General features: G+C 40.9%; 20 protein-coding genes and 1 tRNA gene. 20 read left to right on the top strand and 1 reads right to left on the bottom strand.

What is annotated here, in order from left to right:
• Positions 1–53 precede the first annotated feature (53 nt).
• The 7 genes from ACW0TQ_RS19685 to ACW0TQ_RS19655 all read left to right on the top strand — a co-directional run bounded on the left by ACW0TQ_RS19685 (position 54) and on the right by ACW0TQ_RS19655 (position 5,249).
• A complete protein-coding gene (locus ACW0TQ_RS19685; protein WP_256705460.1) occupies positions 54–1,667 on the top strand; it encodes a putative polysaccharide biosynthesis protein in 1,614 nt (537 codons plus the stop codon).
• On the top strand, positions 1,664–3,136 hold the full coding sequence (gene yabN / locus ACW0TQ_RS19680) for a bifunctional methyltransferase/pyrophosphohydrolase YabN (protein ID WP_256705461.1): 1,473 nt from the start codon (positions 1,664–1,666) through the stop codon (positions 3,134–3,136). The genes ACW0TQ_RS19685 and yabN overlap by 4 nt, the downstream gene beginning before the upstream one ends.
• Positions 3,133–3,393, top strand: a complete 261-nt coding sequence (locus ACW0TQ_RS19675; RefSeq protein ID WP_042528566.1) for an RNA-binding S4 domain-containing protein — start codon at positions 3,133–3,135, stop codon at positions 3,391–3,393. The genes yabN and ACW0TQ_RS19675 overlap by 4 nt, the downstream gene beginning before the upstream one ends.
• 61 nt (positions 3,394–3,454) lie before the next feature.
• Positions 3,455–3,757 carry a sporulation protein YabP gene (gene yabP, locus ACW0TQ_RS19670; RefSeq protein WP_455725941.1) on the top strand — a complete coding sequence of 101 codons (303 nt, stop codon included), beginning with the start codon at positions 3,455–3,457 and terminating at the stop codon, positions 3,755–3,757.
• Complete coding sequence (gene yabQ, locus ACW0TQ_RS19665; protein ID WP_042528564.1) at positions 3,754–4,344, top strand: spore cortex biosynthesis protein YabQ; 591 nt, start codon at positions 3,754–3,756, stop codon at positions 4,342–4,344. The genes yabP and yabQ overlap by 4 nt, the downstream gene beginning before the upstream one ends.
• Before the next feature lie 55 nt (positions 4,345–4,399).
• Entirely contained in the window at positions 4,400–4,780 is a 381-nt protein-coding gene (locus ACW0TQ_RS19660) for an FtsB family cell division protein (protein WP_042528563.1), read from the top strand.
• 70 nt (positions 4,781–4,850) lie between these two features.
• Positions 4,851–5,249 carry a S1 domain-containing RNA-binding protein gene (locus ACW0TQ_RS19655; protein WP_042528562.1) on the top strand — a complete coding sequence of 133 codons (399 nt, stop codon included), beginning with the start codon at positions 4,851–4,853 and terminating at the stop codon, positions 5,247–5,249.
• Positions 5,250–5,438: 189 nt separating this feature from the next.
• Here ACW0TQ_RS19655 and ACW0TQ_RS19650 read toward each other — a convergent pair.
• Positions 5,439–5,512 (bottom strand) — tRNA-Met (locus tag ACW0TQ_RS19650).
• Between the two features lie 454 nt (positions 5,513–5,966).
• Between ACW0TQ_RS19650 and spoIIE the strand changes: the two genes are divergently transcribed.
• The 13 genes from spoIIE to lysS all read left to right on the top strand — a co-directional run bounded on the left by spoIIE (position 5,967) and on the right by lysS (position 21,069).
• Positions 5,967–8,429: a stage II sporulation protein E gene (spoIIE, locus tag ACW0TQ_RS19645; RefSeq protein ID WP_042528561.1), complete on the top strand. Its 2,463-nt coding sequence runs from the start codon at positions 5,967–5,969 to the stop codon at positions 8,427–8,429.
• 110 nt (positions 8,430–8,539) lie between these two features.
• Positions 8,540–9,277, top strand: a complete 738-nt coding sequence (locus tag ACW0TQ_RS19640) for a VWA domain-containing protein (protein WP_042528560.1) — start codon at positions 8,540–8,542, stop codon at positions 9,275–9,277.
• Positions 9,240–10,181, top strand: coding sequence for a protein kinase domain-containing protein (locus ACW0TQ_RS19635; protein ID WP_368901969.1), 942 nt, complete (start codon positions 9,240–9,242; stop codon positions 10,179–10,181). Before ACW0TQ_RS19640 ends, ACW0TQ_RS19635 begins: the two co-directional genes overlap by 38 nt.
• 159 nt (positions 10,182–10,340) lie before the next feature.
• A complete protein-coding gene (gene tilS / locus ACW0TQ_RS19630) occupies positions 10,341–11,723 on the top strand; it encodes a tRNA lysidine(34) synthetase TilS (protein ID WP_193065215.1) in 1,383 nt (460 codons plus the stop codon).
• Positions 11,724–11,744: 21 nt separating this feature from the next.
• Complete coding sequence (gene hpt, locus ACW0TQ_RS19625; protein WP_084612793.1) at positions 11,745–12,299, top strand: hypoxanthine phosphoribosyltransferase; 555 nt, start codon at positions 11,745–11,747, stop codon at positions 12,297–12,299.
• Between the two features lie 308 nt (positions 12,300–12,607).
• Positions 12,608–14,662 (top strand): ATP-dependent zinc metalloprotease FtsH, encoded by a 2,055-nt coding sequence (ftsH, locus tag ACW0TQ_RS19620; RefSeq protein WP_193065216.1) that lies wholly within the window; start codon positions 12,608–12,610, stop codon positions 14,660–14,662.
• Between the two features lie 147 nt (positions 14,663–14,809).
• Positions 14,810–15,580 (top strand): type III pantothenate kinase, encoded by a 771-nt coding sequence (locus tag ACW0TQ_RS19615; RefSeq protein WP_042528555.1) that lies wholly within the window; start codon positions 14,810–14,812, stop codon positions 15,578–15,580.
• Between the two features lie 17 nt (positions 15,581–15,597).
• Complete coding sequence (gene hslO / locus ACW0TQ_RS19610) at positions 15,598–16,470, top strand: Hsp33 family molecular chaperone HslO (RefSeq protein WP_042535596.1); 873 nt, start codon at positions 15,598–15,600, stop codon at positions 16,468–16,470.
• Positions 16,471–16,660: 190 nt separating this feature from the next.
• Positions 16,661–17,590: a cysteine synthase A gene (gene cysK / locus ACW0TQ_RS19605; protein ID WP_042528554.1), complete on the top strand. Its 930-nt coding sequence runs from the start codon at positions 16,661–16,663 to the stop codon at positions 17,588–17,590.
• Positions 17,591–17,737: 147 nt separating this feature from the next.
• Positions 17,738–18,559 (top strand): dihydropteroate synthase, encoded by an 822-nt coding sequence (folP, locus tag ACW0TQ_RS19600; RefSeq protein ID WP_042528553.1) that lies wholly within the window; start codon positions 17,738–17,740, stop codon positions 18,557–18,559.
• Between the two features lie 48 nt (positions 18,560–18,607).
• Entirely contained in the window at positions 18,608–18,973 is a 366-nt protein-coding gene (folB, locus tag ACW0TQ_RS19595; protein WP_193065218.1) for a dihydroneopterin aldolase, read from the top strand.
• The gene (folK, locus tag ACW0TQ_RS19590) at positions 18,970–19,470 is read left to right on the top strand and encodes a 2-amino-4-hydroxy-6-hydroxymethyldihydropteridine diphosphokinase (protein WP_193065219.1); all 501 of its coding nucleotides are present in this window, start codon (positions 18,970–18,972) and stop codon (positions 19,468–19,470) included. The genes folB and folK overlap by 4 nt, the downstream gene beginning before the upstream one ends.
• A 117-nt stretch (positions 19,471–19,587) precedes the next feature.
• Positions 19,588–21,069, top strand: coding sequence for a lysine--tRNA ligase (gene lysS / locus ACW0TQ_RS19585; RefSeq protein WP_193065220.1), 1,482 nt, complete (start codon positions 19,588–19,590; stop codon positions 21,067–21,069).
• Positions 21,070–21,496: the final 427 nt, after the last annotated feature.

Raw genomic sequence — 21,496 nt, 5'->3', positions numbered from 1 at the left:
CTCCCTGATATGATATACTGAGAGAAATTCATTTGGAAAAGGAAAAATTTATCATGTCAGATAATGAAACAAGCCGGCTGGTTAAAGGTGCGGTGGTACTGAGTATCGCTGGTTTGATAAGTAAAGTGCTTAGTGCTGTTTATCGTATTGTATTGCAAAACTTAACAGGGGATATCGGCTTTTATATGTATCAGCAGCTCTATCCATTATTGGGAATTGCTACGATGCTTGCATTGTACGGGTTCCCTTCTGCTATTTCCTCGCTAACAGCAACGGAGCTGGAAAAAGGAAGAGCGCTGTCCTGGAGAGGATTCTATCGGCCAATCCTTTTTATTCTTGGGAGCTTTCATCTCTTGCTTATTGCAATCGTGTATTTTACAGCTCCATTATTAGCCCGATTAGCTGGGGATGAGCGTTTTGTTGGTTTATATCAAGTTACAGCCGCCGTGTTCCTGATTGTTCCTGTACTGGCTTTATTCCGGGGGATACAGCAGGGAAAGTATGAGATGGCTCCTACTGCATTTTCGCAAATCGGAGAACAATTTATTCGTGTAGGGACCATTATTGCCGGAGCGCTGCTGGTCAGCCAAGGTATTTTTCAAATTGATGCCATTGGAACGACGGCCGTGCTTGCATCCTTGCTGGGAGGAGTCAGTGCGCTTGTTGTGCTGGTGTGCTTTTATTATAAAAATCGAAAGCATTCCCCTGCAGACGTTAAAGCATTTTCTTTGGAGGAAGCTGTCCCATGGAAAAAATATGTGAAAACCTTGCTTTTATTTGGGGTAGCTGCGGCGATGAATCATATGACACTTTTATTCATGCAGTTAGCAGATGCTTTTACATTTGTGCCGAGATTGATGGCAAGCGGAGCAGCAGAGATAGCTGCTAAAGAAATGAAAGGCGTGTTTGACCGGGGGCAGCCGCTGATTCAGGTGGCGACCATCATTGGTTCGTCCATTGCTTTAGCGATTATACCGGCGATTAATTATCAGAAATTAAAAAAACAACGGGAGCAAGTAATGAATTATATTCAAACAGCCATGCATGTTGGTATTTTTATCGCCATAGGTGCTGTTTTAGGGCTATTTATTATTTTCCCGGAGGTCAACCAGCTGCTTTATAAAAATATGCAGGGTACGAGCGAATTAAGATTATTGATTATAGCTATCGGCATGTCTACCATTTCGATTATCGGCGCATCGATTTTGCAAAGCTTGGGGATGATTGTGCGAACAGCTGTATTTATCGGTATTTCCTTTGTAGTGAAGGTAGGCAGCAACCTGATTCTTATTCCGCATTTTGAGGTATATGGCGCGAGTATAGCAACGATTTTAAGTCTCAGTGTGTTATTATTGCTTGTAGGAATCGAGTTATATCGAAAATTGCCAAGCGTGTCATTATATCGTTCAATGTCATGGAAAAGCTTGGCTGCAGCGAGCTTATCGATGGTTATATACCTTTTGGTGATGCAGAGAATGTTTTCTGCACTTGTGATAGATATAAGGCTGCTGCTGCTGATATATGTTCTTTTTATTTCGGTATCAGGCGCAGGTTTATTCCTCTTTGTATTGCTAAAAACAGGCGGATTAACCGAAGCACAAATTCGTATTTTACCAAAATCAGCGTACCTGTTACGTATTTATCATAAAGGGAGGAAAAAACCTTGAAGCAAATAGAGGTTATTGGATTGGGCGCAGGAGATATAGAGCAGCTCCCGCTCGGTATATATAGAAAATTAACGCAAGCACAGCAAACGATTTATGCAAGAACTAATGATCATCCCGTTATCAAAGTGCTGGAAGCAGAGAGAGTCTCTTTTACTTCTTTTGATACGCTTTATGAAGAAGAAGAGCAGTTTGATACGGTATATGCCCGTATTACAGCACAGCTTGTAGAAGCTGCTAAAACAAGTGAGGACACCGTTATCTACGCTGTTCCCGGCCATCCTATGCTGGCAGAGAAAACCGTTCAGCTTCTATTGGAGCAGAACGAGGTCGAGGTATTGATTGCAGGCGGGCAAAGCTATTTAGATGACTTATTTACTGCCATGCAAATTGATCCTATTGAAGGATTTCAATTTGTAGACGGAACAGATTTCAGACGTGATCAGCTTCATTTCGGTAATCATTTATTTGTTTGTCAGGTATATGACATGTTCATTGCCTCCGAGGTCAAGCTGACTTTATTGGAGGATTTGCCGCCTGCTTATGAGGTTTATATTGTGGAAGCGGCTGGCAGCAGGGCGGAAAAAATTGAAAAAGTTCGTTTAGAAGAATTGGATCACCGGATGGAAATCAGCAATTTGACTACGCTATATATCCCTCCGGTTCCAAAAGGATATCTGCACCATACCTTCCCGTTCTTACGTGAAGTGATGGCGATTTTGCGCGGACCTGATGGCTGCCCGTGGGATAAGAAGCAGACGCATGAATCCTTGCGTCATCATACGATTGAAGAGGTCTATGAGCTGATTGAAGCGATTGATGAAGAAGATGATGACCATATTGTCGAGGAGCTTGGTGATTTGTTGATGCATATTTTATTGCATAGTCAAATTGGCGAGGACAATGGTTATTTTACGATAGATGATGTAATTCAGTCGATTTCGGATAAAATGATTTACCGCCATCCGCATGTTTTTGGGGGAGCAACAGCAGATACTGAGGAAACAGTGTTAGAGAACTGGGAAGAGCTCAAAAAACAGGAAAAAGGAAAAGAGAGGGAATCCGTGCTGGACGGTATTCCCGTACATCTTCCTGCTTTAGCTAAAGCATATAAGCTTGTGTCCAAAGCAGGGAAAGTCGGCTTTGAATGGAGTCATGTAGACGAAGTATGGGAGAAATTGAAGGAAGAGATCGATGAAGTTATCGAAGCTGTTCAGGATAAAGATTTGACGGATGTGGAAGAGGAGCTGGGAGATGTATTATTTGTCTTAGCGAATATTTCCAGATACTATAAAGTCAATCCTGAGGTTGCGCTGGAGCGTGCCAACCGGAAATTTATCAGCCGATTTCAATATATAGAAAACAAGCTTGAAGAAAAGAGGCAGAGTCCTGAAACAGCTTCTCTGCAGGAAATGGATGCTTATTGGGAAGAAGCGAAGAAAAATCAAGCGGTGAGAGGAGAAGAAAGATGAGATTAGATAAATTTTTAAAAATATCCCGAATCATTAAACGCCGTACATTAGCTAAAGAAGTAGCAGACCAAGGAAGAATCACTGTAAATGGAAACGCAGCGAAGGCTTCTTCCGTCCTTTCTGAAGGGGATGAGCTTGTTATTCGATTTGGCCAGAAATTGGTTACGGTAAAAGTAAATTCACTGCGGGAAAATGTCCGTAAAGATGAAGCAGATACCCTTTACACCATTGTGAAAGAAGAAAAAATAGAGCAGTAAAAATATAGTTCTATACTTGTCCCTCCCATCATAAATTATTAACGATAGGGAGGGTTTTTATATGAATTATTATGAGAATAAAGATGTAAGAAATCATGTTGAACTAGAGCATACCGTAAAAATAGACAAACGAAAAAACCTTGAAATTACGGGCGTCAAAGAAGTGGACAGCTTTGATAATGAAGCATTCCTTTTAGAAACGGTGATGGGATACTTGATTATCCGCGGGCAGAATCTGCTATTGAAGAATTTAGATGTGACAGAAGGTATTGTCACCATTAAAGGAAAAATATACGAGCTTTCCTATGTAGATGATCAGCAGCAGGAGAAAGCTAAAGGGTTCTTTAGCAAGATATTCCGATGACGTTATCTACGCAATTTTTAACACTTATCACGATGATTATAAGTGGGTTTTATCTAGGTGTTGTCCAGGAAACCTTCCGGCGCTTCACGATTTATTGGAAGGGACGATTATTTTTAACTTATTTTTTAGAAATATTATTTTGGATGACCCAGGCCGGCATTTTATTTTATATATTATATCGTGTCAACCAAGGAGAGCTCAGGATTTATATTGTGTTAGCGTGTCTCTTTGGTTTTTCTATTTACCAGGCCTTGGCGAAGCAGCTGTATAAAAAATTATTAGAGCATATGATTCGTGTTTTTAAAGCAATTTATCGGGGTATAGAAAAAATAATAAATTTCTTGCTTATTTCTCCTTTGCAGTGGATATTCTTGACGTTCTATCGTATGATAAAGGCAATTCTGATGGGAGTTTTCAAAATAATAACATGGCTGTGTCTATTTTTATTTACTCCTTTCCGGTGGATAGGGAAAGGGCTTTTTCGCCTTTGTCCACAATCTATTCAAAATTTCTTTCTGCAAATAGCAGGATTTTATAGTAAAATGAAGAATATAGTTTATAAATACGTGTTTAAAAAATATGATTAAGTGGATTTTTTAAGCATCCCAAAATGGATTCAGTCTTATCGAAGGAGGTAAAGCTGTGGAGGAAAGAAAGAAGAAAGTAACAAAGCTTCAATCTAAATCCGTGCACCAGTACGATGCGTACATAGAGCGGCAGAATAGAAAAAAACAGCGTCTTACCAGACGGTTGGTACTGTATGCATTAGTTGTAGCGGTTATCGTAGGAAGTATGTCCATCTATCATTTTAATCAGCGGGCAACAAAGGCAGACAAAATGGAAGAATACGAACAGTTAGAACAGCAGCTTGCAGATTTAGAGCAGCAAGAATCAGATTTAAATCATGAAATCGAACTCCTGCAGGATGAAGAATATGTTCTTGAGATTGCCAGAACTAATTATTTCTTCTCAAATGAAGGAGAACTTATATTTAAATTACCGGATGAAGACCCGTCATATTGACACTTTTTATTTTGATTAATATACTATATATTGAAGAACATTTAATCTTTTAAGGAGGAGCATTTCTTTTATGTCAATTGAAGTAGGCAGCAAGCTGCAAGGAAAGGTAACCGGAATCACTAATTTTGGAGCTTTTGTGGAGTTAGAAGAGGGTAAAACAGGTCTCGTTCATATTAGTGAGGTTGCTGACAACTATGTTAAAGATATTAATGAGCATTTAACAGTTGGAGACGAAGTAACAGTTAAAGTCATTAATGTCGAAAAGGATGGCAAAATCGGCCTGTCCATCAGAAAGGCGAAAGATCGCCCGCAACAAGCACGTCCAAAAAGTCAAAAGAGTCAAAAAGAACGCACAGAGAACTTCGAGTCCAAAATGAATCGTTTCCTGAAGGATTCCGAGGATCGTTTAGCCTCTTTGAAGAAGCACACAGAATCCAAGCGCGGAGGACGGGGTGCCAGAAGAGGATAGTAGTTGCTGTCTATTAATAATGCTCTATGGATAAATAAAAAAGCAGGGACGCTGGTTCCTGCTTTTTTTTAACATGTAGCGAGGATTTCTCCTCCTGTCAACATATGGAATGATGAAATCAATTTATTTCGTTTACACAAAAAAACTCATCTCTTTATTTAAAGAAATGAGTTTTTTTATTATTTAGGATAGCGGCGGAGGGGATCGAACCCACGACCTCACGGGTATGAACCGTACGCTCTCGCCAGCTGAGCTACGCCGCCAAGTGAAATCAACAAGAAAAATCATACAACAGACAGCATAAACTGTCAATAGTTTCTCTATAATTTTTTGAAGCTTATTTTAAAATTCTTCCGGATATGATTCCTGCGAACTAAAAAATCCGCGTTTACTTCCTTAATTTCGAAAAGTTCGGTTATCTTGTCGAGGTTATAAAAAAGAACCGCATTTCCCCTCACTTTTTCTACAAATGATGTAGCGATGTTTAAAAAAATGCGGAGGTTTAAAATGAAGTAAAATCCCGTATATGATTTGCAAAGCAACGTACCCTCTGCTTTTTTAATGAAACTGGATGAATATCCTAAGGTACACCCTTTTTGTAAAACGATGGTAACTTCCCAAGATTACGTCGAACGATTTTTATAAACTGCCATGTTTTTTTGACAAAAAAAGAAAGCAACCTATGTTTTACTAGTTGGAAAGATGGGAGTGGATAAAATGATAGGTTCAATTCCAAGGGTGGAATCGGGAAGCATTACAATCGAGAAAGCAAGTAAAAAGAGAAAATGGAGAGAACAGATTACTGCGAAGGTCAACCATATATTGATTGCACAGGGCTGGTTATTCTATATTACAGGCTTTTTATTAGGACGAGCTGTCATCCTGCAGACAGTATCTCCATTTGCTGTGGCCTTCATTGCGAGCATGTGGCTTGTCCATCGGGAAAAATCCTTCCGGTCGATGATAGCTGTTATATTAGGGGCGCTGACTTACTCGATGCAGCATGTAGCTTATATTTTTATTGCTTTTATTTTATTTATCTTTATCTCGGCAGCAACAAAATCTTTAAAGCATCAACAGTGGATGCTGCCCATTACTGTCTTTTTTGCAACCAGTCTGCCGAGAATGTTTTTATATTCTCTCCAGGGCACCATATCATCCTTTGAATGGATGATGCTGGCCGTTGAAGGAGTCCTTGGGGCAATCCTTGTACTTATATTTATGCAAAGTATTCCGTTATTATCACCAAAACGATATAAACCCACCTTAAAAAGTGAAGAAATTGTCTGCTTGATTATTCTGATTGCCTCGGTATTAACAGGGTTTATCGGCTGGGAGGTGTACGGCGCATCCTTAGAGCATGTTTTTTCAAGGTATTTTGTTTTGGTGTTTGCCTTTATTGGAGGTGCTGCTATTGGTTCTACGGTGGGCGTGGTGGCAGGAATGATCTTGTCATTAGCCAATGTGGTTAACCTCTATCAAATGAGTCTGCTTGCATTTTCAGGTGTGCTTGGAGGACTGCTGAAGGAAGGAAGGAAACCGGGAACAGCGGTGGGGCTTTTGATTGGGACAGGACTCATCGGTGTTTATGGGGAGAGTGTTGCTTTATTGCCGTCGTTAACGGAATCACTTATGGCTGTGCTGCTATTTTTGATGACACCGGCATCCTGGCTGGAGCAAATTGCCCGTTATATTCCGGGAACAGAAGCATATACAAATGAACAGGAGCAGTACTCGCAAAAGGTCCGAAATGTTACTGCCAAACGCGTGGAACAATTTTCCGATGTCTTTCAGGCGTTATCCAAAAGCTTTGCCGTGACAGACAGGACATTAAGTGATGAAAAAAGGGACGAGAAGCGAGATACCGATTACTTTTTAAGCCAGGTAACGGAAAAAACATGTCAGGACTGCTTTTTAAAGAATAAATGCTGGCAGAAGGAATTTGATAAAACCTATTCGCTGATGGAGACGATGAAGCAGAATATTACCGCCGGGCAGGAGCCCCACCGAAATGTCGTGAAGGAATTTGAGAATCATTGTGTGCGATCGCGCCAGGTCAAGGAGGCAATGCAGTCAGAAATGAGCTTCTATGAGGCGAACCAACAGCTGAGACAGCAGGTGACAGAAAGTAAGCGCTTAGTTTCTGACCAGCTTCAGGGCGTTTCTGATGTAATGAATGATTTTGCTAAAGAAATATTAAAGGAACGGCAGCATCATGAACTGCAGGAATCGCAAATTATTCAAGCTTTGAAACAGATGGGAATCGAATTAGTCCGTTTAGATATTTATCACTTAGAGAAGGGAAATGTAGATATTGAACTAACGACAAGTTTCTACGAATATCATGGGGAAGGGGAAAAATTAATTGCTCCGGTTCTTTCGGAGCTGCTCGATGAGATGATTGTGGTAAGGAATGAGGACATTTCTTCTTTCCCTTATGGATACAGCCACTTCGTCTTTGGATCAGCAAGGGATTTTGAGGTGGAGACAGGGGCGGCCAATGCAGCAAAAGGAGGGGGGCTTGTATCTGGTGACAGCTTTACGACCATTGAGCTGGGCGCAGGGAAATTTGCAATGGCTATCAGCGATGGGATGGGGAATGGAAAGCGTGCAAAGGAAGAAAGTACAGAGACATTACGTTTACTGCAGCAAATTTTGCAGACTGGGATACGGGAAAAGGTAGCAATCAAAACAATTAATTCGATTCTTGCTTTGCGTACTACGGATGAGATGTTTGCAACGCTTGATTTAGCAGTGGTGGATCTGCATAATGCATCTGCTGAATTTTTAAAAATTGGTTCGACTCCAAGCTTTGTCCGCAGAGGGAATTCCATGATAAAAATTGAGGCCAGCAATTTGCCGATGGGGATTATTCAGGAATTTGATGTAGATATTGTCAGTGAGCAGCTAAAGCCGAATGATTTATTAATCATGATGAGTGACGGCATTTTTGACGGCCCGAAAGACGTGGAAAACATTGATATTTGGATTAAACGGAAAATCAAAGAGATGGATACGGAGGATCCGCAGGAAATTGCTGATTTATTATTAGAAGAGGTGATTCGAACCAGATCGGGGGATATTCATGATGACATGACCGTATTGGTTGCTAAAGTAAAGAAAAATACACCGAAATGGGCTAATGTTCCAGTCCGGCAAGAGAAGCTGCTCTCGATGTAGAGCACGCTCAGCTGTATGCTTCTTTCTCTCAAGCCAATCTGCCAAATATACGTATACAGAAGGCATTATTTGGTGATGATGGTAATGGAAGATGAGGAGGTATACATGAAATGAACGCAGGAACATTAAAACAAATTTTGCTATTAACCGATGGCTGCTCCAATAAAGGCGAAAGCCCTGCAACGGTAGCCGGTTTAGCAAACCAACAGGGAATCACAGTGAATGTCATTGGTATATTAGACGATGATCAGACGGAACAGCCAGAGGGTCTTCAGGAAGTGGAGGATATCGCTGTATCTGGCGGCGGAGTCAGTCAAATTGTCTATAGTGAACGTTTATCTCAAACGGTGCAAATGGTAACCAGACAGGCAATGACACAAACATTGCAGGGATTTGTCAATAAAGAATTGCGCAGCATTTTAGGAAAAGATCAGTCGATGGAAGAGCTGGATCCGGAAAAACGCGGTGAAATCATGGAAGTGGTAGAGGACTTAGGAGAAACCAGCGATTTAGAGGTGGTGGTGCTAGTCGACAGCAGTGCGAGCATGCGTGATAAATTAGAAACAGTCAAGGAGGCGTTGTTTGACTTATCTATGAGCTTGAATGCACGAGTTGGAAAAAACCGCTTTTGTATTTACCGGTTTCCTGGCAGGCGGAACGATATTGAGCTTGTGCTTGATTGGTCGCCGAGGCTGGATGGGATTTCCAAGGTTTTTCCGAAATTAACAAGCGGAGGAATCACCCCGACCGGGCCGGCATTACGAGCAGCAATGTACCAATTTAGCAAAAAGCAGCTACGGAGGAATTCGGATGAAGAACCATTCGACATGGAAGAAACCGGCTATTAGGTTACATTCTCAGCAAAAGATAACAGGGAAGTGGCATCAAAAATCCTATACCGTTGTGAGAAAAATTGGCGAAGGTGCAATTGGAGCTGTGTATCTCTGCATGCATCATGGACGGCCGGTTGCTTTGAAAATAAGCGAACAGGATACGGCTGTAACGGTAGAAGTCAATGTGCTCAAAGCATTGAAAAAGGTTCAAGGATATCGCCTTGGACCTTCTTTGTTGGATGTCGATGATTGGAGAGCACCAGGCGGCAGGGTGTATTCCTTTTATGTGATGGAGTATATGGAGGGGCAGACATTAGGTGCGTTTATTCAGGCGAGAGGCAAGAAGTGGCTGGGCGTATTGATGGTTCAGCTGTTAGAGGATTTAGACCAGCTTCATCAGGCAGGCTGGACCTTTGGCGATTTAAAAACAGATAATATTCTTGTGGAATCGAATCCGCCAAGAATCAGACTGGTTGATGTAGGCGGCACAACAAGGATGGGGCGTTCTATTAAAGAATATACAGAGTTTTTTGATCGCGGCTATTGGGGGCTTGGAACGCGCAAGGCAGAGCCAAGCTATGATTTATTTGCGGTTGCGATGGTGTTTCTCCATATCTATTATCCGAGACGCTTTGACCGGATAGCGGGGGAATCCTCTGAAAAGCTGCTTGAGAAAAAGTTGTATCGGGCCAACGACCTGCAGCTCCTGCATCCATTTTTAAAGAAGGCACTAAAAGGAAAGTATTCTACCGCAACAGAAATGAAAAAAGATGTAATGGGCAAGATAAAACAGGTACAGCACAAGCGCAGCCAATATCGAAAAAAAAAGCAGCAAAAAAAAGTATATCCTGTGAAAGAATCCTTTAGTATTTCTCTGGCAGCCTCTGTTTTTTGGATTATTTCTTTGTTATTGCCTTAAACTGAAAAAAGATCGTCTGAAAATATGCTTTTTTGCATCCTCTCTTTTGAACCGTTCCTCAAAAAGGAGTATGATAGAAGTATAGTTAAAATACGGTTTTTTTCTAATTTTATCCTAACCGTATAGGGAGCCAGAACCGATGGATGGAGGAGGAATGAGATGGAGCAGGAAGTGTGTGCATTTATCAGAAGGCACCGCCTAATTCAAAAGCATGCAACGGTTCTTGTCGGCGTTTCAGGAGGACCGGATTCGATTGCGCTATTACATTTCTTGAACAACATTTCATCCAAATGGGAATTAAGCCTTATAGCAGTGACCATAGATCATCAGCTGCGTAACGGAGATTCTGCCGACGATTGTCAATTTGTGAAAGATACTTGTCAGGAATGGGGAATACCCTGCGTGGAAAGAATGGTGGACGTCAGACAATATCAAAAGGAAAAGGGTGTCAGTGAAGAGGTTGCTGCACGTGAATTACGCTATGGTGTTTACTTGGATCTGATGCATGAGAAAAAAGCTGATCTGCTTGCTCTTGGACATCACGCCGATGATCAAATTGAAACGATGGTTATGCGAATGGTAAGAATGGCGACCTCAAATGCTTTAAAAGGGATTCCCGTGCGGCGTGATTTTGCCGGCGGTGAAATTATCCGTCCTTTATTAGGGGTGACAAAGAATAACATCCTGGCTTATTTGGAAAAGTATCAATTGAGCTATCAGGTCGATAAAACGAACGCGGATGATACGTATACGAGAAATTATTACCGGAAAAACGTCGTCCCGCTGCTGAAGGAGAAAAATCCGCGTATCGCAGACACCATTCAGACGCTCAGCGAAACGTTAGTCCAGGACGAACAATACTTGCAGGAGCAGGCGAAGGAAATGGTAGAAAAAGTGGCGGAATTTCGGGAAGATACAAGGGAAATTTGTTTTGCAGCAGAAGCGTTTTCAGAGCTTCCTCAGGCTTTACAAAGACGGGCCTTTCATCTAATATTAAACTATCTATATGGAACCTTGCCTAAAGACCTATCTTATATCCACGAAGTAAACTTTTTTGACCTGTTGAGACGCCGAAATGGAAGTACAAGTATTGATTTTCCGTTAAGGCTCCGTGTGACAAATATATATGGGAAGATTTATCTGCAATTTGGTCAACAATCATCCGTAAAGTCAGCTCAACCCTCTTTATTGCCAGTTCCAGGTGAAACGGTGCTGTCTGATGGCACAAAGATTGAGGCTGCCATTATCAAAGAAGCCCCGGCAGAGGATGAAGCAACCTTTGTTTTTCCGCTAGATTCGATTTCATTACCACTACATATCCGAGTAAGAAGAGCGGGAGATCGTATGTCTGTAAGGGGATTAAATGGTTCAAAAAAGCTGAAGGATATTTTTATAGATGCGAAGATACCCCAAAATCTGCGGGATAATTGGCCGATAATAGTGGATGATAAAGAGGAGATCCTGTGGGTCGTCGGTCTAAAAAAAGCGGAGACTGCACAAAATGGTAAAGGAATGAATATAAAACTGAAAATTAGCTCATGACGCTGATTAGGAGGAGAAAAAATGGCGCAGGAAACAATTCATAATGAGATTGAAAAAATCTTGGTAAGCGAGGAAGAAATTCAAAAAAAATGCAAGGAGCTCGGTGCAATATTAACAGAAGAATACGAGGGCAAATTTCCCTTGGCTATTGGCGTGTTAAAAGGTGCATTGCCGTTTATGTCAGATATTCTTCGGCATACAGAAATCCATTTAGAAATGGATTTTATGGATGTATCCAGCTATGACGGCGGCACATCCTCCACAGGAGAAGTAAAAATCCTGAAGGACTTGAATACAAAAGTAGAGGGCCGCGATTTAATTATTGTTGAGGACATTATTGACAGCGGACTGACATTGAATTACTTAGTAGACCTGTTTAAATATCGTAAAGCAAATTCCATCAAGATCGTGACACTTCTTGATAAACCGGCTGGAAGAACAGCAGATATTAAAGCAGATTTAATTGGTTTTGAAGTTCCGGATGAATTTGTTGTCGGCTACGGTTTAGATTATGCAGAAAAATATCGAAACCTTTCGTATATCGGTGTTCTTAAGCCAGAAATTTATGGCGGCTGATGGAGAAAATGAAAAGGAAGAAGCCGCGCTTGGGAAGGGACAGGCTGTAAAAGAAAGCCCGCATAAAATAGATTTTTTACTTTGCGGGCAATGCATGTATTTGAAAAATCATCTTGGACGATATCATCCGGGTTTTTGCAATAATTTCTTTCATACATGCGGATGTTCCAAGCGTATGATTATATTTATCGGATTTCTTAAACATTCCAAAAAAATAATTCGTCAAAAATGGTTAAATTATTTGTATAAAGCGATTTTACTATGATACGATTTACTATAGTTTTTCCCCATTTGGGAGGAGGTAAGCAATGAATCAGATATTTCGTAAGGTCTTCGTATGGATGCTCTTATTTATAATCATTATTGGTGTAATCGGAGTATTTAACAATCCAAGTGAAGATCAGGAGCAGTATGATGTACAGCAATTTATGAATGCTTTAAATAATGGTGAGATTAAAGAACTGACCTTTCAGCCGTCACATGGTATCATCCGTTTGACGGGTACATTAATGGACGATGAGACAGAATTTGTTGCTCAGGTACCGGATAATGAAGCACTTGTTTCACAAATTACAAATAGTGCAAGCGAGCAAAGTGAATTAACGGTGGAAGAGGAAGAGCAGCCTAGTCCTTGGCTCACATTCTTAACTGGAATCATTCCATTCTTATTGATTGGTCTATTCTTACTGTTCATTCTTAGCCAGGCGCAAGGCGGCGGTGGCGGCGGCCGTGTGATGAACTTCGGTAAGAGTAAGGCAAAAATGTACTCTGAAGATAAGAAAAAAGTCCGCTTTAAAGATGTCGCTGGTGCCGATGAAGAGAAACAAGAGCTTGTCGAGGTTGTGGAATTCTTAAAAGACCCGCGCAAATTCTCACAAGTAGGCGCACGTATTCCAAAAGGTGTACTTCTTGTCGGACCTCCAGGTACTGGTAAAACTTTATTAGCAAAAGCAGTTGCTGGTGAAGCGGGAACACCATTTTTCTCTATCAGTGGTTCTGATTTCGTAGAGATGTTCGTTGGTGTCGGTGCGTCCCGTGTCCGTGACTTATTTGAAAATGCGAAGAAAAATTCGCCATGTATCATCTTTATTGATGAGATTGATGCAGTCGGCCGTCAGCGTGGAGCGGGTCTTGGCGGTGGACATGATGAACGTGAGCAAACATTAAACCAGCTATTGGTGGAAATGGATGGATTTGGAGCGAATGAAGGTATTATCATGATCGCTGCAACAAACCGTGCTGATATTCTTGACCCGGCCCTATTGCGTCCAGGACGTTTTGACAGGCAGATTATGGTAGATCGTCCAGATGTCAAAGGCCGTGAAGCGGTTCTTGGTGTTCACGCTCAAAATAAACCGTTGGAAGATACAGTAGATTTAAAAACGATTGCTATGCGTACACCAGGCTTTTCAGGTGCGGATTTAGAGAACTTACTCAATGAAGCAGCATTAATTGCAGCAAGAGCTGACCGTAAGAAAATCAGTCAGCTGGATATCGATGAAGCCATTGACCGTGTGATTGCGGGACCTGCGAAGAAAAGCAGAGTTATTTCTGAAAAAGAAAGAAATATCGTTGCTTATCATGAGAGTGGTCATACCGTTATCGGGATGGTTCTTGATGATGCAGATGTGGTTCACAAAGTTACCATCGTTCCTCGTGGCCAAGCCGGCGGTTATGCGGTGATGCTTCCAAGGGAAGACCGTTACTTCATGACAAAACCAGAGCTGTTTGATAAAATCACCGGTTTACTGGGCGGACGTGTTGCAGAAGAAATCATTTTTGGCGAAGTGAGTACAGGTGCTTCGAATGACTTCCAGCGTGCAACAGGTATTGCGCATAAGATGATAACCGAATTCGGTATGAGTGATAAGATTGGTCCGCTTCAATTCAGCAGCGGCGGTGGCGGGAATGTATTCCTTGGCCGAGACATTCAAAATGAACAGACCTATTCGGATGCGATTGCACAGGATATCGATAAGGAAATGCAAAATTTCATTAATTACTGTTATGACCGTGCAAAACGTATTCTTACAGAGCATAGAGAGCAATTAGAATTGCTTGCAAAAACATTATTAGAAGTAGAAACACTCGATGCGAAACAAATCAAGTCTCTTTTTGAAAATGGAACGCTTCCTGAACCGGAAGAGGATTCAGATGATGTGAAGGTAAGCATCCATTCGAAGGAAGAAAAAGAGGATGAGGATAAAAAAGGTCTTTCTTTTGAAGAAGCAAAAGAAAGAGCGGAAAAGAAATCCGACTCTTATATTAACGACCCGATTATGGGCGGTGGTTCTGAAGAAAAAGAAACAGATCACACGGATGATAATAAGGAAGATGACTCCGATTCTGATCGTAAAAACTAAAGGATTGGAAAAGATATAGAAAGGAAGCAGCCAAAGGAATAGAAAGGCTGCTTCTTTTTGTTCATTGGACGGATGCTTTTTTGGTTTTTCCTGAAAAGAAGTATGTTATATTAAATTTTAGAGAAACAAAGGAAGGTATGGTGACAGATGTTATTTGTTCTTGATGTAGGGAATACCAATACAGTTCTGGGTGTTTTTGATAATGATAAATTAATTCATCACTGGCGGATAAAAACCGACCGGTATAAAACAGAAGATGAATTTGGCATGCTTGTCCATTCTTTATTTGAATATAAAGGGGTTCATTTTAAGGAAATCACCGGGGTGATTATTTCTTCCGTTGTACCGCCTATTATGTTTGCGTTAGAAAAAATGAGCCGCGATTATTTTGATATAGAACCTGTGGTTATCGGGAAAACTTCTTATGATAAGCTAATTAAGATGAATTATCCAAATCCGTCTGAAGTTGGGGCGGACCGGATTGTTAATGCTATAGCAGGTATTGAAAAATACGGAGCACCGCTAATCATCATTGATTTTGGGACAGCGACAACTTACTGCTATGTGGATGAAGAAGCAAGGTACGCTGGCGGGATTATTACCCCGGGTGTAAATATTTCGATGGAGGCGCTGAACACAAGAGCTTCGAAGCTGCCGAAAATTGAGATTCAGAAACCGCAGCGTGTGATTGGTTCTTCTACTGTTGAGGCAATGACATCTGGTGTATTTTACGGGTACATTGGTCAAATTGATGGGCTGGTCAAACGAATACAACAAGAAAAAGGGACAAACTCAACGGTTATCGCAACGGGTGGTTTGTCTAAACTTATTGCACATGAATCAGAAACCATAGATGCTGTCGAGCCCTATCTCACGTTGAATGGGCTGTATCTTATTTATAAAAAGTATTATCAATAAACGGAGGAATGATGATGGTGAAGGATTATTTAATTAAAGCGACAACCTATGATGGCATGATCCGAGCATATGCTATTACGTCGACAGAAACAGTGGAGGAAGCTCGCCGGAGACAGGATACATGGGCAACAGCTTCTGCAGCACTTGGACGTACCATAACGGTAACAGCAATGATGGGAGCAATGTTAAAAGGGGACGACTCCGTTACCGTAAAAGTAATGGGAAATGGACCAACTGGTGCTATTGTTGCTGATGGAGATGGTAAAGGTCACGTCCGCGGCTATGTTACAAACCCGCATGTCGATTTTGATTTAAATGATAAAGGAAAGCTGGATGTGGCTAGAGCAGTCGGGACAGAGGGGAATCTGAGCGTTATCAAGGATTTAGGGATGAAAGACTATTTCACCGGAGAAACACCGATTGTTTCTGGAGAAATAAGTGAAGATTTCACGTATTATTTTGCAACCTCTGAACAGGTTCCATCCGCAGTAGGCGCAGGGGTTCTGGTTAACCCGGACTTGAGTATTTTAGCGGCAGGCGGTTTTATCGTACAAGTAATGCCAGGAGCGGATGAAGCGGTGATTGAACGGCTGGAAGACCGTATTCAGTCTTTCCCTGCTATTTCTACGCTGATCCGGGAAGGAAAAACACCAGAAGAAATTCTATATACCTTGTTTGACGAAGAAAATGTAAATATATTGGAGAAAATGCCAATTGAATTTCAATGCAAATGTTCGAAAGAGAGACTTGCTAATGCTATCATTGGGTTAGGTAATGAAGAAATCCAGCTAATGATCGATGAAGATCACGGAGCAGAAGCAACCTGCCATTTTTGTAATGAACACTACCATTTTACAGAAGAAGAGCTAGAAGAACTTAAGCAATCATAGGTGGTACATTGATAAAAATGGAAACATGACGAGCTGCTTTGGATGCAGCTAAAATCGGACGACAAATTCGTATATTGCTTTTAGATTAGAAAAATAGGCGTTTTTTTCGCATTTAGGATTGACATTTTCTTAAGAAAGCAATACATTATATATAAATCATATAAAAATACTTGGTATTAGGAGGAGTTATATGACAGTCGTTAATAATATTGCAGGTTTAATTGGAGGAACACCGATTGTAAAGCTTCATAATGTAGCGGATGAGAATAGTGCAGATGTATATGTTAAATTAGAATTTATGAATCCGGGAAGCTCGGTGAAAGACCGCATTGCAGCTGCGATGGTAGAAGCTGCAGAGAATGCAGGTGAATTAAAACCAGGTGACACCATCATTGAACCAACCAGCGGAAATACCGGGATTGGTTTGGCAATGGTTGCTACTGCTAAAGGATATCAGGCGATTCTGGTTATGCCGGATACAATGAGTCAAGAACGTCGTAATTTATTGAAGGCGTATGGAGCGAAGTTAGTTTTAACTCCAGGAGCTGAAGGAATGAAGGGTGCCATTGCCAAAGCGAAGGAATTACAAGAGGAAAATGGCTATTTCATGCCACAGCAATTTAATAATCCAGCTAACCCTGAAATTCATGCAAAAACAACTGGTAAAGAAATTGTAGAGCAGATGTCAGATGGATTAGATGCTTTTATTTCCGGTATTGGTACCGGTGGAACGATTACTGGTGCTGGAAAAGTGCTGAGAGAGCATTTTGACGGCATTAAAATTTATGCTGTTGAGCCAAAGGATTCCCCGGTGCTTTCAGGTGGAAATCCTGGACCTCATAAAATTCAGGGAATTGGCGCAGGCTTCAAACCAGAAGTGCTTGATACATCAATTTATGATGAGGTACTTCCGGTCGGAAATGAAGAATCCTTTGAAACAGCGCGTAAAGTTGCTACTACAAATGGAATTCTGGGAGGAATTTCTTCTGGAGCAGCGGTTGCTGCAGCACTAAAAGTAGCGAAAGACTTAGGAAAAGGAAAGAAGGTTCTTGCCGTCCTTCCTGATAACGGAGAGCGTTACCTATCTACAGCGCTGTATCAATTTGAAGACGAAAAATAAATCTCGGAATGTAAAAGGAATCAGCCGTATTGAAGCTGGTTCCTTTTTTACGTTAATCTTTCTTAACCAGCGCTTTCCACTTTTGTTCTTTACCTTCTTAGGGTAGGATGTAGAATAGATATATTTTTAACAGAGAAGGGGCGGATAATGCAAGTGATGCAGGCAAAAGAGTTTCAATTAGATTTAAATAAACGGACGCATATTATGGGGATATTAAATGTGACGCCGGATTCCTTCTCGGACGGGGGACGATATACAGATATTGAAAAGGCGGCTGCCGCGGCGAAGAAAATGGAGAAAGAAGGGGCGGATATCATTGATATCGGCGGAGAATCCACCAGGCCGGGCCATACTCCTGTCAGTGCGGAAGAAGAAGCAGAGCGTATTATCCCGGTTATTGAAGCGTTAAAAAATGATTTGCAGATACCTATATCCGTGGATACATTTAAAGCATCTGTAGCAGAGCAAGCAGTAAAAGCCGGCGCTTCTATGATAAATGATATTTGGGGAGCAAAAAAAGAACCGGAAATTGCTGCGGTTGCTGCCCGTTATCAGGTGCCCATTATTCTTATGCATAATCGAACGGATATGGACTATGGGGACTTTATTTCGGATGTGAAAGCAGACTTACAAGCAAGTGTTTCTATTGCTAAACAAGCCGGTGTAGAGGATAAACAGATTATTCTTGACCCAGGTATCGGCTTTGCAAAAACAATGGAGCAGAATCAATATATGATTAAAGAACTGCAAGAGCTGAATATATTTGGTTATCCGCTGCTTTTGGCAGCATCCCGTAAAAGATTTATTGGTGATATTTTAGATGTTCCTGCAAATCAAAGAGATATCGGGACGGCAGCAACGACAGTAATTGGAATTGCTAAAGGCGCCCGTATTGTTCGTGTACATGATGTAAAGGCGAACCTGGAAGCGGCAAAAGTAGCAGATGCGATTTATTATACGAATCTATAAGGGATAGGAATAGAGGAGAGAGCATGTTTAAAGAAAGGATGGACAAGGATGGACAAAATTATTCTAAAACGAATGCAGTTTTATGGATATCACGGGCTGTTACCTGAAGAAAATACGTTGGGGCAGCGTTTTTATGTGGATGCTGACCTGTACCTGTCTTTAAAGAAGGCGGGACAGTCTGATGCAATGGAGGACTCCGTTCACTATGGGGAAGCATATGAAAAAATAAAGCATGTCGTAGAGGGGGAAAGGTTTCATTTGATTGAAGCGGTGGCAGAAGCAATTGCAGATGAGCTCTTTACTTCTTTTGAACAATTGGAGGCATGTTCCATCCGTCTAACAAAGCCGGATCCACCGATTCCGGGCTACTATGAATCGGTAGCTGTAGAAATTTATAGGGAGAGAACGAAATGAATCAAGCATTTATTGCTCTCGGAACAAATATTGAACCGAGAGAAGAACATCTGACGCAAGCATTAGACTTATTAGAGACAAATGAATATATCTCTATCCAAAAAAAATCTTCTATATATGAAACTGCGCCGGTTGGATACCAGGACCAGGCAGATTTTTTAAATATGGTATTAGCGCTTCAAACAAATTTATCATCCATGGATCTGCTTGAGGCTTGTCAGCAGATTGAAAAAGAACTCGGCAGAAAACGTGATATCCGATTCGGTCCGCGGACGATTGACCTTGACATTTTGACATTTAATTATGAAAATAGTACAGTAGAAAGATTGATTATACCGCATCCCCGCATGCATGAGCGGGCTTTTGTATTAATTCCATTAGCAGAAATCGCTCCGGGTTTTGTTGTACCTGTACAAAAGAAGACTGTAGAAGCCTATTTAGAAGAACTTCCAGAGAAGGATAAGGCGGACGTCAGACTGTGGAAGACAGAAATATAAAACGAAGCTTCATTCCGTGGGAGTTTCACGGGTGATTCTCCGTGATGATAAAGCAATAACTGTTTTAATGACAAGGTTAGAAGATATCATAATTAATTAAGAAGTGGAGTGGTAGAAGTGTCAGAAGAATTGAATGAACATATGCAGGTAAGACGTGACAAACTCACAGAATACATGGAAAAAGGATTGAATCCATTCGGTGAAAAATTTGAACGTACGCATTTAACAAACGATCTAGTTGAAAAATATGATCAATATTCTAAAGAAGAGCTGGAGGAAATTCCAGATGAAGTAACGATTGCAGGACGTTTAATGACAAAGCGCGGAAAAGGGAAAGCGGGATTCGCGCATCTTCAGGATTTAAGCGGACAAATTCAATTATATGTTCGTAAAGATGCAATTGGCGAAGAGGCATATGATGTATTTAAATCAGTGGACTTAGGTGATATTGTCGGTGTGACAGGGGTTATGTTTAAAACAAATGTTGGAGAATTATCTGTTAAAGCGAAAGAATTTCATCTATTAACCAAATCACTGCGCCCGCTGCCAGAAAAATATCATGGCTTAAAAGATATTGAACAGCGCTATCGTCAGCGTTATCTTGATTTAATCACTAATCCGGACAGCAGAGATACGTTCGTAGCCCGCAGTAAGATTATTCAATCCATGCGTGAATATTTAAATGCTCAAGGTTATTTAGAAGTAGAAACACCGATGATGCACAGTATTCCGGGCGGAGCATCTGCGCGTCCATTTATTACGCATCATAATGCGCTGGATGCTGAATTATATATGCGTATTGCAATCGAACTACATTTAAAACGCCTTATTGTCGGCGGGTTAGAAAAAGTATATGAGATAGGCCGTGTATTCCGAAACGAAGGGGTTTCCACAAGACATAACCCTGAATTTACAATGATTGAACTATATGAAGCATATGCGGATTATCATGATATTATGGATCTTACGGAAAACTTAATTGCACATATTGCAAAAGAAGTATATGGAAAAACGACGATTCAATATGGCGATGAGGAAGTAAACCTTGAGCCTAAATGGACAAGACTGCATATGGTAGATGCGATTAAAAAAGAGACAGGTGTAGACTTCTGGCAGCACTTATCGAATGATGAAGCACGTGCTTTAGCAAAGGAATATAACGTAGAAATTACAGATGCGATGACTTTCGGACATATTGTAAATGAATTCTTTGAGCAAAAGGTAGAGGAAACACTCATTCAACCTACATTTATTTTTGGACATCCTGTAGAAATTTCTCCTCTCGCTAAAAAGAACAAAGAGGATGAGCGTTTTACAGATCGTTTCGAGTTATTTATTGTAGGAAGAGAGCATGCTAATGCCTTTAGTGAGCTGAATGACCCGATTGACCAGCGCCAACGTTTTGAAGCGCAAGTGAAAGAAAGAGACCAAGGAAATGATGAAGCACATTATATGGATGAAGACTTTTTAGAAGCATTAGAATATGGTATGCCACCAACTGGCGGTTTAGGAATTGGAGTAGATCGTTTGGTGATGCTGTTAACAAATTCGCCTTCTATTCGGGACGTACTGTTATTCCCGCAAATGAAAAATCGTTAATTAACCATTATATTATTGTTGAAAGCACCGCTGGAAGGTTACTCTTCTGTCGGTGCTTTTGTATGTATACGTAAGGGAGTGAAAGAGAGGAAAACCTTTGAGAATAGTGATTTATTAAGGGGTTTTAAAACTGCTTCAATAAAATGAATTATAGAAATATTTAACTTGTACTATTTTATTTTAAAAAAGACTTGCTTTCGGTTTGGAATCATGATAAATTAATTATCGTTGCATAACGCAATGCGCATCACACAAACGATTCAACAGATTAACAACAAAATAAATTTTAAAAAGTTGTTGACAACGAATTGCAGATGTGATAAATTAATAAAGTCGCCAATTTGAAACAGCGACAAACAAATTGCTCTTTGAAAACTGAACAAAACAACCAGTACGAAAGAAGAAAGACAACCTCGTTTTTCTTAAA

This window comes from Oceanobacillus sp. M60, from assembly GCF_053839645.1.
This window is presented reverse-complemented; position numbering and strand designations above follow the sequence as displayed.

Excerpts from the sequence above, each read along its gene's own strand:
- yabQ (WP_042528564.1), top strand. The coding sequence starts at position 3,754 with ATGACGTTATCTACGCAATTTTTAACACTTATCACGATGATTATAAGT.
- folB (WP_193065218.1), top strand. The coding sequence starts at position 18,608 with ATGGACAAAATTATTCTAAAACGAATGCAGTTTTATGGATATCACGGG.
- ACW0TQ_RS19640 (WP_042528560.1), top strand. The coding sequence starts at position 8,540 with ATGAACGCAGGAACATTAAAACAAATTTTGCTATTAACCGATGGCTGC.
- ACW0TQ_RS19615 (WP_042528555.1), top strand. The coding sequence starts at position 14,810 with ATGTTATTTGTTCTTGATGTAGGGAATACCAATACAGTTCTGGGTGTT.
- ACW0TQ_RS19675 (WP_042528566.1), top strand. The coding sequence starts at position 3,133 with ATGAGATTAGATAAATTTTTAAAAATATCCCGAATCATTAAACGCCGT.
- ftsH (WP_193065216.1), top strand. The coding sequence starts at position 12,608 with ATGAATCAGATATTTCGTAAGGTCTTCGTATGGATGCTCTTATTTATA.
- spoIIE (WP_042528561.1), top strand. The coding sequence starts at position 5,967 with ATGATAGGTTCAATTCCAAGGGTGGAATCGGGAAGCATTACAATCGAG.
- yabP (WP_455725941.1), top strand. The coding sequence starts at position 3,455 with ATGAATTATTATGAGAATAAAGATGTAAGAAATCATGTTGAACTAGAG.
- folP (WP_042528553.1), top strand. The coding sequence starts at position 17,738 with ATGCAAGTGATGCAGGCAAAAGAGTTTCAATTAGATTTAAATAAACGG.
- tilS (WP_193065215.1), top strand. The coding sequence starts at position 10,341 with ATGGAGCAGGAAGTGTGTGCATTTATCAGAAGGCACCGCCTAATTCAA.
- ACW0TQ_RS19635 (WP_368901969.1), top strand. The coding sequence starts at position 9,240 with ATGAAGAACCATTCGACATGGAAGAAACCGGCTATTAGGTTACATTCT.
- cysK (WP_042528554.1), top strand. The coding sequence starts at position 16,661 with ATGACAGTCGTTAATAATATTGCAGGTTTAATTGGAGGAACACCGATT.
- ACW0TQ_RS19685 (WP_256705460.1), top strand. The coding sequence starts at position 54 with ATGTCAGATAATGAAACAAGCCGGCTGGTTAAAGGTGCGGTGGTACTG.
- folK (WP_193065219.1), top strand. The coding sequence starts at position 18,970 with ATGAATCAAGCATTTATTGCTCTCGGAACAAATATTGAACCGAGAGAA.
- hpt (WP_084612793.1), top strand. The coding sequence starts at position 11,745 with ATGGCGCAGGAAACAATTCATAATGAGATTGAAAAAATCTTGGTAAGC.
- ACW0TQ_RS19655 (WP_042528562.1), top strand. The coding sequence starts at position 4,851 with ATGTCAATTGAAGTAGGCAGCAAGCTGCAAGGAAAGGTAACCGGAATC.